This is a genomic window from Pseudomonas sp. o96-267, from assembly GCF_003935465.1.
In the GTDB taxonomy this organism is placed as follows: domain Bacteria; phylum Pseudomonadota; class Gammaproteobacteria; order Pseudomonadales; family Pseudomonadaceae; genus Aquipseudomonas; species Aquipseudomonas sediminis.
This window is the reverse complement of the sequence record NZ_RHQP01000026.1, coordinates 11,997-23,481: the sequence shown is the minus strand read 5'-3', so window position 1 is coordinate 23,481 and position 11,485 is coordinate 11,997. Positions and strand designations below refer to the sequence as shown.

General features: G+C 62.9%; 13 protein-coding genes. 8 read left to right on the top strand and 5 right to left on the bottom strand.

Annotation, left to right across the window (positions count from 1 at the left end; all coding sequences use genetic code 11):
- Positions 1-2: 2 nt before the first annotated feature.
- From EGJ86_RS17370 to cyoE, 7 genes are all read left to right on the top strand, one after another.
- Entirely contained in the window at positions 3-266 is a 264-nt protein-coding gene (locus EGJ86_RS17370) for a hypothetical protein (protein ID WP_017677725.1), read from the top strand.
- A complete protein-coding gene (locus EGJ86_RS17365) occupies positions 263-838 on the top strand; it encodes a DUF6436 domain-containing protein (RefSeq protein WP_125835955.1) in 576 nt (191 codons plus the stop codon). The genes EGJ86_RS17370 and EGJ86_RS17365 overlap by 4 nt, the downstream gene beginning before the upstream one ends.
- A gap of 610 nt (positions 839-1,448) precedes the next feature.
- Positions 1,449-2,366, top strand: coding sequence for a ubiquinol oxidase subunit II (cyoA, locus tag EGJ86_RS17360; RefSeq protein ID WP_125835954.1), 918 nt, complete (start codon positions 1,449-1,451; stop codon positions 2,364-2,366).
- A gap of 2 nt (positions 2,367-2,368) precedes the next feature.
- On the top strand, positions 2,369-4,357 hold the full coding sequence (gene cyoB / locus EGJ86_RS17355) for a cytochrome o ubiquinol oxidase subunit I (RefSeq protein ID WP_045734505.1): 1,989 nt from the start codon (positions 2,369-2,371) through the stop codon (positions 4,355-4,357).
- A gap of 2 nt (positions 4,358-4,359) precedes the next feature.
- Positions 4,360-4,986, top strand: a complete 627-nt coding sequence (gene cyoC / locus EGJ86_RS17350) for a cytochrome o ubiquinol oxidase subunit III (RefSeq protein WP_099526515.1) — start codon at positions 4,360-4,362, stop codon at positions 4,984-4,986.
- Positions 4,987-5,322, top strand: coding sequence for a cytochrome o ubiquinol oxidase subunit IV (gene cyoD, locus EGJ86_RS17345; RefSeq protein WP_037004643.1), 336 nt, complete (start codon positions 4,987-4,989; stop codon positions 5,320-5,322).
- Complete coding sequence (gene cyoE, locus EGJ86_RS17340; RefSeq protein WP_125835953.1) at positions 5,322-6,278, top strand: heme o synthase; 957 nt, start codon at positions 5,322-5,324, stop codon at positions 6,276-6,278. Before cyoD ends, cyoE begins: the two co-directional genes overlap by 1 nt.
- Before the next feature lie 129 nt (positions 6,279-6,407).
- Here the strand turns inward: cyoE and EGJ86_RS17335 are convergent, their stop codons facing one another.
- From EGJ86_RS17335 to EGJ86_RS17315, 5 genes are all read right to left on the bottom strand, one after another.
- Positions 6,408-6,962 (bottom strand): nucleotidyltransferase family protein, encoded by a 555-nt coding sequence (locus EGJ86_RS17335; RefSeq protein ID WP_125835952.1) that lies wholly within the window; start codon positions 6,960-6,962, stop codon positions 6,408-6,410.
- Between the two features lie 83 nt (positions 6,963-7,045).
- Complete coding sequence (gene arsH / locus EGJ86_RS17330) at positions 7,046-7,735, bottom strand: arsenical resistance protein ArsH (protein WP_125835951.1); 690 nt, start codon at positions 7,733-7,735, stop codon at positions 7,046-7,048.
- Between the two features lie 10 nt (positions 7,736-7,745).
- Positions 7,746-8,216 carry an arsenate reductase ArsC gene (locus tag EGJ86_RS17325; RefSeq protein ID WP_125835950.1) on the bottom strand — a complete coding sequence of 157 codons (471 nt, stop codon included), beginning with the start codon at positions 8,214-8,216 and terminating at the stop codon, positions 7,746-7,748.
- 15 nt (positions 8,217-8,231) lie between these two features.
- Positions 8,232-9,515, bottom strand: a complete 1,284-nt coding sequence (locus tag EGJ86_RS17320; RefSeq protein WP_125835949.1) for an arsenic transporter — start codon at positions 9,513-9,515, stop codon at positions 8,232-8,234.
- Between the two features lie 9 nt (positions 9,516-9,524).
- Complete coding sequence (locus tag EGJ86_RS17315; protein ID WP_125835948.1) at positions 9,525-9,881, bottom strand: metalloregulator ArsR/SmtB family transcription factor; 357 nt, start codon at positions 9,879-9,881, stop codon at positions 9,525-9,527.
- Positions 9,882-10,033: 152 nt separating this feature from the next.
- On the opposite strand from EGJ86_RS17315, the gene EGJ86_RS17310 reads away from it, so the two are divergent.
- The gene (locus EGJ86_RS17310) at positions 10,034-11,479 is read left to right on the top strand and encodes a carboxylesterase (RefSeq protein WP_125835947.1); all 1,446 of its coding nucleotides are present in this window, start codon (positions 10,034-10,036) and stop codon (positions 11,477-11,479) included.
- The last annotated feature ends 6 nt before the right edge of the window (positions 11,480-11,485 follow it).

The window sequence follows — 11,485 nt, the reverse complement described above, 5'->3', positions numbered from 1 at the left end:
CGATGAGTGTGAATGATGAAAACGTCGGGCTGGGACGCCGTGGCTGCCTGGGCCTTTTCCTGGTCGGCCTGGCCTTTGTCGTACTGATTTTCGCCGGGCTGATCTACATCATGACTCGCCCGCAGGACAGCGAGATCGAGGCCGGCGAGCGTGCGGCCATCGAGGCCTGCTGGAAGAGCGCGCAGGCCACCGAGCGCAGCTTCACCGAGGAAAGTTGCCAGGAGATGGAGAAGCAGTTCCTGCGCAAGTTCGGCCATCAGCCATGAACCTGCTGCAACGCCTGAGCTTCAAGCATCTGGTGGTGGGCTTCTGCGTGTTGGCGCTGGGGAGCGTGGTACTGATCTGGTGGCTTAGCGGCGCGGCCTATTTGCGGCCCTATGCCGAGCAGACGGTGATCTTCGGTCAGGGTGAATTGAAGCTGCCGCCTGAGCTGGCCGGCCCCGGGCCGATCCGCGTGGTGCACTTCTGGGACCCGGACTGCCCCTGCAACGCGGAAACCGACGCGCACCTGCGCTACCTGATCGGCCTGCACCGTAACGCCGATGTCGAGTTCTACAGCGTGCAGAAGCCGGGCAGCACAGGTGAGATCGCACCGTTCTTGCGTGGGCGGATGAAGCCCTTGCCGGGCATCGAGGGCATGGAGTCGCTGCCAGCCAGCCCGGCCCTGGCGATCTGGGATCGCGACGGCAAGCTGGCTTATGCCGGGCCTTACAGCGAAGGGCTGGTGTGCAACTCCAGCAACAGCTTCGTCGAGCCGGTGCTCGATGCGCTGACCCAGGGGCGCCAGGTGTCGCTGGCCAGTGGGTTGGCGGTGGGCTGTTATTGCACCTGGAAGTAGTAGCGTAGGCAGTAGGTAAAGCTATCGCGGCTGAAGCCGCTCCTACAGACATTCACCTACTCCGTGGGAGCGGCTTCAGCCGCGATGCTTTTTGACTGAGCTCGATTGCCCCGGATTGCATCCGGGCTACAACACCAGCCGTCCTCTGTCTCTACTTGACTCCGCTCTATGCTCAGCCTTTCGCAAGGCTGACGCTCCTCGTGTTCGAAATTCTTGAAATCTCATCAATGTCAAGGCCTGGCGCGCTGGCGGCGGACAGCATCTTTCGTGTCATTGATTCCTGTCAATTTGCTGACAAAAAGCTCTAAACCTGGGCTGTGATCTTTTGTCGCACCCATCCGGTTCTTTGCCGGCTTCTGCTGGCAAAGTGTTTCAAATCATTGCGTATATGTTGCGAAATATGTCGAGAAGAGGCGGCCAATCGCCCCTTAAGTAGGCTGCTAACTAATTGTGCGAGGCTGTCAGAGCCTGCAACATCCGCGCTTCCCACGGTTTACCGCTTCGCTTGCACGGATGCTCAAGCTCTGAGTTCTCGCTGCCGGCCTTTTACTCGATGGGCCGCACGGCAACTGAAGCCGATTGTGGGGCTCACTCAGTTGAAGGTCGTGACATGAAAGAAGAGAAATACCATCGTTGTGTGCGCTGGCTGGTGATGGCGATTGCCTTCTCGGCGCTCGGTGGATGTGACTGGGCACTGTTCAACTCGAAAGGGCAGATCGGTGTCGAGCAGGGCAATCTGATCCTGATCTCCATCGGACTCATGCTGATCGTGGTGGTACCCGTGATCATCATGACCTTCCTGTTTGGCTGGCGTTATCGCGAGTCGAACGAGAAGGCCACCTACATGCCCGACTGGGCACATTCGCACAAGATCGAACTGGTCGTCTGGGGCGTTCCCCTGATCATCGTCGCCGTTCTGGCAGTCATCATCTGGCAAACCTCGCACTCGCTCGACCCCTATCGCCCGATCGAATCGGACAAGCCGGCGCTGAACATCGAAGTCGTCTCGCTCGACTGGAAATGGCTGTTCATCTACCCGGATCAGGGCGTGGCCGTGGTCAACGAGCTGGTGATTCCGGAGAAAACCCCGGTGACCTTCCACATCACCTCCGACACGGTGATGAACGCGCTGTCGATCCCGCAGCTCGGCGGGATGATCTACGCCATGGGCGGCCAGCGTACCCAGCTCAACCTGATCGCCAACGAACAGGGCGAGTTCTTCGGCCAGTCCGGCAACTTCAGCGGCGAAGGCTTCTCGGCCATGCGCTTCACCACCCACTCGGTCAGCGATGAAGGCTTCGCGCAGTGGGTCGACAAGGTCAAGCAGTCGCCCGAGGTCATGGACTTCGCCGCCTTCAAAGAGGTAGGCGAGCCCGGCGAGATGGTCAACCACCGCTATCCGATCTACCCGATTCGCTACTTCGGCCAGGTCGAGCCGAACCTGTTCAACAAGGTGATCGGGCAGTACGTGACCTTGAAAGATTCCCACAGCACGGCCATGCACGAAGCAGCGGAGGTGCAGGAGTGAATATGTTTGGAAAACTGACTCTGGACGCGATTCCGTACCACGAGCCCATCATCATGATCACCCTGGCCATCGTGGCGCTGGGTGGTCTGGGACTGTTCGCGGCGGTGACCTACTTCAAGAAGTGGGGCTACCTGTGGAGCGAGTGGCTCACCTCGGTGGACCACAAGAAAATCGGCGTGATGTACATCCTCGTCGCGCTGGTCATGCTGGTGCGTGGCTTCGCTGACGCGATCATGATGCGTACCCACCTGGCGATGGCCCACGGTGACGGCCAGGGCTACCTGCCGCCCGAGCACTACGACCAGATCTTCACCGCGCACGGCATCATCATGCTGATCTTCGTGGCCATGCCACTGGTCACCGGCCTGATGAACATCGTCGTGCCGCTGCAGATCGGCGCACGTGACGTGGCCTTCCCCTACCTGAACTCGCTGAGCTTCTGGCTGTTCGTCGGCGGCGCGCTGCTGATCAACCTGTCGCTGGGCCTGGGCGAGTTTGCCAAGACCGGTTGGGTGGCTTATCCGCCTTTGTCAGGGATTCAGTACAGTCCCGGCGTGGGGATGGATTACTACATCTGGAGCATGCAGCTATCGGGCTTGGGCACGACGCTGACGGGGGTCAACTTCATCGCCACCATCCTCAAGATGCGTGCACCGGGCATGAGCCTGATGAAGATGCCGATCTTCACCTGGACCATTCTGGTTACCTGCGTGCTGATCTGCGGCGCCTTCCCTCCGCTGACCGCGACCCTGGCGATGCTGTCGCTGGACCGCTACCTGGATTTCCACTTCTTCACCAATGAACTGGGCGGCAACCCGATGATGTACGCCAACCTGTTCTGGATCTGGGGTCACCCGGAGGTGTACATCCTCATCCTGCCGGCGTTCGGTGTGTTCTCCGAAGTGGTGGCGACCTTCTCGCGCAAGACCCTGTTCGGTTATGCCTCGATGGTCTGGGCAACTGCGGCCATCGGCGTGCTGTCGTTCGTGGTGTGGCTGCACCACTTCTTCACCATGGGCTCGGGGGCCAGCGTCAACGCCTTCTTCGGCATCATGACCTCGATCATCGCCATCCCCACCGGGGTGAAGATCTTCACCTGGCTGTTCACCATCTTCCGTGGCCGTCTGCAACTGAACGCCATGACCTGGATGACCCTGGGCTTTCTGGTGACTTTCTCCATCGGCGGCATGACCGGCGTGTTGATGGCGGTGCCGGCGGCAGACTTCGTGCTGCACAACAGCCTGTTTTTGATCGCCCACTTCCACAACGTGATCATCGGTGGTGCGGTGTTCGGCTACCTGGCCGGCATCATCTACTGGTTCCCGAAAGCCTTCGGCTTCAAGTTGCTCGATCGTTTCGGCCGCTACTCGTTCTGGTGCTGGCTGCTGGGCTTCTACTTCGCCTTCATGCCGCTGTACGTGCTGGGCTTCATGGGCATGACCCGTCGCCTCAACCACTTCGACAACCCGGCCTGGGTGCCGTGGGTGCAGGTGGCCGTGGTTGGCGCCGTGCTGATCGGTATCGGCATCGTCTTCACCGTGGTGCAGTTCGTCACCAGCTACATCAAGCGCAAGGAAAACGTCGACGTGAGCGGCGACCCGTGGGATGGCCGCACCCTGGAGTGGGCGACGTCCTCGCCGCCACCGTTCTACAACTTCGCGGTCATCCCGACGGCGGACAAGATCGACGCCTTCTATGAGGCGAAGAAGAACGGTGTCGAGCTGATGCCTGCGCCGGAGCACTACGAGCCGATCCACATGCCGAAGAACACCGGCAACGGCCTGGTCGTCTCGGCGTTCGTCATCGCCTTCGGCTTCGCCATGATCTGGCACATCTGGTGGCTCGCCATCGTCGGTCTGGTCGGCGCCGTGGTCAGCTTCATCGTGCGTTCCTACGACGAAGACATCGACTACTACGTGCAGCCCGAAGAGATCGCGCGGATCGAGCAGGCGCACCACCAAACCAAAGCCAACGCAGTCGTACAGGCCTAACCATGACCGCTTACGAACCCCATTTTCCACATGACGCTCATGGCCACGGCCATGAGCACCACCACGACACCAGTGGGATCAAGCTGTTCGGCTTCTGGGTTTACCTGATGACCGACCTGCTGATCTTCGCCACGGTGTTCGCCACCTTTGCGGTGCTGAGCAACTCCTTCGCCGGTGGCCCCACCGCGAAGGAAATGCTCGGCGGCGGCTTGCACCTGGTGCTGGTGGAAACCTTCGCACTGCTGTTTTCCAGTATCACCTACGGCATGGCCATGCTCGCCACCTACCGTGGCGACAAGGGCGCGGTGCTGCGCTGGTTGGGCATCACCTTCCTGTTCGGCGTGGCCTTCATCAGCATCGAACTGTACGAGTTCCGTCACCTGATCCATGAAGGTGCCGGGCCGCAGGTCAGCGCCTACTGGTCGGCGTTCTTCACCCTGGTTGGCACCCATGGTCTGCACGTCAGTGCCGGTCTGCTGTGGATGCTGGTGCTGATGTTCCAGGTTGGCAGCCGTGGCCTGACCGACACCAACAAGACCCGCGTCGGGCTGCTCAGCCTGTTCTGGCACTTCCTCGACGTGGTGTGGATCTGCGTATTTACCGTCGTCTACCTGCTGGGGGTGCTGTAAATGGCTCACCAAGACAATCACGCCGCCCACGCCGTGGGCTTCAAGGATTACCTGACCGGTTTCATCCTGTCGGTGATCCTCACCGTGATCCCTTTCATGCTGGTCATGCATCCTGACGTGCTGGGCCTGAGCCGTGGCGCGACCCTGATCACCGTGGTGCTCTTCGGCCTGGCGCAGGTGCTCGTTCACCTCGTGTATTTCCTGCACATGAAGACTGACGCGGAAGGCCGCTGGAACGTCGTTTCGATGATCTTCACCGTGCTGATCATCGCGTTCGTGGTCGGCCTGTCGGTCTGGATCATGTGGAGCATGCACTATCACATGATGATCAACTGATGCTGGCGCTCCTGAAGCAGTACCTCAACCTCGCCAAGCCGGGCATCGTCTTCGGGAATCTGATTTCCGTGACGGGCGGTTTCTTCCTGGCTTCGCGCGGCGATGCGAACCTGGTGCTGTACTTCGTGACAGCGCTGGGGGTTTCGCTGGTGATCGCCTCAGGCTGTGTGTTCAACAACTACATCGATAGGGACATCGACCAGAAGATGGAGCGCACCCGTAACCGGGTGCTGGCGCAGGGGCTGGTGTCCCCTGTGCACGCCATCGTCTATGCCTTCGCGCTCGGGGTAGCCGGGGTGGCCGTGTTGTACGCCGCCACCAACACCCTGGCGGTGATGCTGGTGCTCATGGGTTTCGTGGTCTATGTCGGCCTCTACAGCCTGTGGCTCAAGCGTGGCTCGGTGTACGGCACCCTGGTCGGCAGCCTGTCCGGGGCGGCTCCGCCCGTGGTCGGCTACTGCGCGGTGAGCAACGAGTTCGATGCCGGCGCCGCCATCCTGTTGTTGATCTTCAGCCTGTGGCAGATGCCGCATTCCTATGCCATCGCCATCTTCCGTTTCAATGACTACCAGGCCGCGAACATCCCGGTGCTGCCCGTCATCAAGGGGATCTCGGCTGCCAAGCGGCAGATCGTGCTGTACATCGCCGCCTTCGTGGTCGCGACCCTGATGCTGACGCTCAGCGGCTACGCCGGCTACAGCTACTTCGTGGTCGCCGCACTGAGCGGTGCCTACTGGTTGTGGATGGGCGTGTCGGGCTACAAGGCCGTCGATGATCGGGTGTGGGCGCGCAAGCTGTTCACCTTCTCCATCATCAGCATCACCATGCTCAGTGTGATGATGTCGGTGGATTTCATCTCCTCGCCCGAGCAGGTATTGGTGACCTCCATCAATCACCTGTGCAGCCAGTTCGCCGGCAGCGCGCAGGGCATCTGCGCGGTGGTGGCGGGTATCTGACCTTGGCTCCGTGGGAGGGGCTTTAGCCGCGATTGTCGCCGCTAAAGCGCCTCCCTCGGTGTTTCTGTCGTAGGGTGGATGTCGCTCTTTACATCCACCAGCCGGTGGATCGGTAAGGCGTGATCCACCCTACGGCAGCACCTTCAGCTTGGGCCAAGTCGCCAGCCAATTCTTGCTGCGCAATCGTTCCTGGTAGATCGGCTGTTTCTCGTCCTTGAACCTTCCGACCGGGCGCACGATCAGGCCGAACAGGTCTTCCAGGCCGAGCGGTGCGGCAACTTCAACCTCACCTTGCACATCCAGCCGCACGGCTACTGCCGTCGCAGTCTCCGGCCAATACCGCATCGCTTCGGTGGCCGAGGTGTAATGCGCATCGCCATTGCGTAGATGCATGCGTGCCTGATTCTTCACCGACCACTGCAGCGATTCGTCCCGGTGGCGCAGGATCGTCTCCAGCTCAGCATCGCGAGTAGGGGAGGGCTGACAACGGTCGAACCAGATTACGTCGATATCTTCTGGCAGCGGCGAATCGCTGCGTTGGTGCAAGTGATCCCAGACGGCGCTGCGTACGAAACCTGCCGCCACCCAGCAGTCGGGCAGGTCGAGCCCGCGCACCTGCTGCAGGATGCGCAGGCGCCGAGGGTCGTTGGTGATGAGGGCCTGCAGGCGAGCAACGAGGTTCATGCGCACAGCCTATCAGTGGTGCCTGTTGCCGCTCCACAACGTAGGAGCGGCTTCAGCCGCGATTGTCGCCGTACTGAAGCGCTTCAGATACTGCGCTGATTGACCCGCTGTGACAGCGCCTCGGCTGACTCCTTGCGCTCGGAATAGCGGTCCACCAGCTCGGGATGGTCGCGTAGCAGCCAGGTGAAGCGCACCAGCTCTTCCATTACGTCCACCAGGCGGTCGTAGTACGGCGACGGCTGCATGCGGTCGTCATCGCCGAATTCGAGAAAGGCCTTGGGTACCGACGACTGGTTGGGGATGGTGAACATGCGCATCCAGCGGCCGAGTACGCGCAACTGATTGACCACGTTGAACGACTGCGAGCCGCCGCAGACCTGCATCACCGCCAGGGTCTTGCCCTGGGTCGGGCGCACCGCGCCCATGGCCAGCGGCACCCAGTCGATCTGCGCCTTGAACACCGCCGACAGGGCACCGTGGCGTTCCGGCGAGCACCACACCTGGCCTTCCGACCACTGCATCAGTTCCAGCAGCTCCTGCACCTTGGGATGCTCGACTGGAGCGTCGTCCGGCAGGGGCAGGCCGGACGGATCGAAGATGCGCGTCTCGCAACCCAGGTGCTGCAGCAGGCGCGCCGCTTCCTGCACCAGCAGGCGGCGGACCGAGCGCGGCCGGGTGGAGCCGTACAGCAGCAGGATGCGCGGCGCCGGGGCCGCGTCGCTGGGTTGGGCCGGCAGCAGGTCGAGGTCGAGATTGGGCAGGTTGTCGTTCATGTGGGTGTCCTCACTCCTGGCCGATACGGTTGAGCGCCTGCTGCAGCTCATCGCGGCTCATGTCCGCCAGGGGCAGGGCGAGGAAGGCGCGGCAGCGCCGTTCGATATGCGCCAGGGTGGCGTGAAAGGCGGCGTCGATACTGGTCTCGTCGCCTTCCACGTGGGACGGATCTTCCAGGCCCCAGTGGGCTTTCAGCGCCGGGCCGAAGTACACCGGGCAGGCTTCGCCGGCCGCCTTGTCGCAGACGGTGATGACGATATCCGGCGGGCAATCTTCGAAGGCGTCGTTGCCCTTGCTGCTCAGGCCCTCGGTGTCGATGCCGGCGTCGCGCAGCGTTACCAGCGTACGCGGCAGCACCTCGCCGCGCGGGAAACTGCCGGAGCTGACTGCCTGGTGCTCGCTCGGCGCCAGGTGGTTGAACATGGCTTCGGAAAGGATGCTGCGGCAGCTGTTGGCCGTGCACATGAACAGGACTTTCATCTTGAAGGCTCCAGGTCAGAGGCTCAGGCGCAGGGCCAGGGCCGAAAGGGTAAGCAGTAGTACCGGCAGGGTGAGCACGATGCCGACCTTGAAGTAGTAACCCCAGGTCACACGGATGCCCTTGCGCGCCAATACGTGCAGCCAGAGCAGGGTGGCCAGGCTGCCGATGGGGGTGATCTTCGGCCCCAGGTCGCAGCCGATCACGTTGGCGTAGATCATCGCCTCACGCACCGCGCCACTGGCCTGGCTGGCGTCGATGGCCAGCGCGCCGATCAGCACGCTGGGCATGTTGTTCATCAGCGACGACAGCAGCGCGCTGAGCAGGCCGGTGCCCAGCGCCGCGCCCCAGATGCCGTAGCCGGCGAAGGCGTCGAGCAGGCGCGTCAGCTCGGCGGTCAGGCCGGCATTGCTCAGGCCGTACACCACCAGGTACATGCCGAGGGAGAAAATCACCACCTGCCAGGGCGCCTCGCGCAGCACCTTGCCGGTGGCGATGCGTTTGCCATGGGCAGCGACGGCGAATAGCAGCGCGGCGCAGGCTGCGGCCACAGCGCTGATCGGGATGCCCAGCGGCTCCAGGGCGAACAGCCCGACCAGCAGTGCCAGCAGCACCGCCCAGCCGACCTTGAAGGTGCTGAGGTCACGGATCGCCTGGCTGGGTGCCTGCAACGCCGCCACTTCGTAGCGCGCCGGAATGTCGCGGCGGAAGAACAGCCACAGCACCAGCAGAGTGGCGGCGACGCTGACCAGGTTCACCGGCACCATCACTGCGGCGTAGGCGCCGAAGCCGATGCCGAAGTAGTCGGCCGAGACGATGTTGACCAGGTTCGACACCACCAGCGGCAGACTGGCGGTGTCGGCGATAAAGCCGGCAGCCATGACGAAGGCCAGGGTCGAAGCCGGCGAGAAACGCAGCGCCAGCAACATGGAAATCACGATGGGGGTGAGGATCAGCGCCGCGCCATCGTTGGCGAACAACGCCGACACCGCCGCGCCGAGCAGGATGCTGAAGGCGAACAGGCGCGCGCCGCTGCCATTGGCCCAGCGCGCCACGTGCAGCGCCGCCCACTCGAAGAAGCCGGCCTCATCGAGCAGCAGGCTGATGATGATCACGGCGATAAAGGTCGCCGTGGCGTTCCACACGATATTCCACACGGTAGGGATGTCGGCCAGGCTGACCACGCCGGCGGCCAGGGCCAGCACGGCGCCGAGCGAGGCGCTCCAGCCAACGCCGAGGCCTCTGGGTTGCCAGATGACCAGGATCAGGGTGAACAGGAAGATGGCGACGGCGATCAGCATGCGGTGTACTCAGCAGCAGGTGGCGAGGCGGGCAGGGCGGTCGCCCATATTGGCGAGGCGGCTGGTGTCCTGCTCCAGCCAGGTGCGGTTGGCGGCCAGGGTGGCGGCCAGCACGTCGCGCACCCACTGCGGCAGATCGGGCGCAAGACGGTAGTAAACCCATTGGCCCTGGCGACGATCCTGCAGCAGGCCGCTGCTGCGCAATTGCGCCAGGTGGCGGGAGATCTTCGGCTGGCTGTCGCCCAGCGCGCAGACCAGCTCGCAGACACACAACTCGCCCTGATCGACGATCAGCAGCACGGCGCGGGCGCGGGTTTCATCGGCCAGGGATTTGAACAGAGTGGGCGGGGATAGGTACTCGGACATTGGGTAAGTTCATATATATGGAATTTCGAATATACGTAAATCCATATGTATTGAGCAACCCGGTGGTGGTTGAGCGGAGCTTTGCACTACAGTCCCCGAGCCGGTCGCCGGGACGGATTTTCCCGGCCAGAGATTTTCGAGGGAGGCGCTTGATGCGTTTACCACGCATGCGCAACGTGATGGCCTGGACGCTGGTAGTGCTGTTGTTGATCGTGGTGGCCTTGCTCGGCATTCGTATCGCCGGGCTGTCGTCGTTGCCCGAACTGGAACCCTGGCACCGCCTGGTGCCGCAGGAGCTGGAGGTCAGCGAGCTGGACGCTGCCGACTGGCAAGCCTATCTGGCCGCCGAGGCGGCCCTGTTCGAGCGCCTGCAGAGTGAGTTGATCGAGCCGGTCACGGCCTCCGGCACGGCGCCATACAGCCGCTACGCCAGCGACAGTTCGGTCTACCCCGGCAACCTGCCGCGCGACTGGAATCGCTCCTTCACTCTGCAGCCGCCAGGTCCGGCGCGTGGCGTAGTGGTGTTGCTGCATGGCCTGACCGACTCGCCATACAGCCTGCGCCATATCGCCCAGCACCTGAGCGAACAGGGGCTGTTAGCGCTGGTGCCGCGCATGCCTGGCCATGGCACGGTGCCGGCGGCGCTCACTGCTGCGCACTGGGAGCAATGGCTGGCCGCTACCCGCCTGGCCGTGCGCGAGGCGCGGCGCCAGGTGCCGGACGGGCCGCTGTATCTGATCGGCTATTCCAATGGCGGTGCGCTGGCGCTGCGCTACAGCCTGGCCGCGCTGGAGGACGAGCAGCTGGCCATGCCGCAACGCCTGGTGCTGATCTCGCCGATGATCGGCGTCACCAGCTACGCGCGTTACGCCGGGCTGGCGGCCCTGCCGGCGTTGCTGCCGGCCTTCGCCAAGTCGGCCTGGATGAACGTGCTGCCGGAGTTCAACCCGTTCAAGTACAACTCCTTCCCGGTGCACGCGGCGCGGCAGACCTATGAGCTGACCAGCGAGGTGCAGTCTGCCTTCGATGCCGCCGAAGCCGATGGCCGTCTGTCACGATTGCCACCGGTGCTGGCCTTTCAGTCGCTGGCCGACAGTACCGTGAGTACACCGGCCGTGGTGCGCCATTTGTTCGAGCGTCTGCCGGCCAATGGCAGTGAACTGGTGATCTTCGACATCAACCGCTCGCAGGCGGCCAGTTCGCTGCTGCGGGCGGACATGAGCGGCTTGCTCGAGACCTTGCTGCCACCGGCTCAGCGTGACTACGACCTGACGGTGGTGGGCGTTGCGCAGAGCGGTGGCCGTCAGGTCGAGGCGCGGCGAATCACCGCCGGCGAGCGTGAGGCGCTGGGGACGCCATTGAACGTCGAATACCCGAGCCAGCTGTTCTCGCTGTCACACGTTGCACTGCCGTTTCCTACGGACGATCCGCTGTATGGCAGCGAACCGACCTCCGAGGAGTTCTACGGCGTAGCCCTTGGCACGCTGGCACCGCGCGGTGAACACGGCGTGCTGGTGGTGGGGCTCGATAGTTTGCAGCGTATGACGTCCAACCCCTTCTACACCTATTTGCGCGAGCGCATCGACGAAGACTTGTAGGTGGCT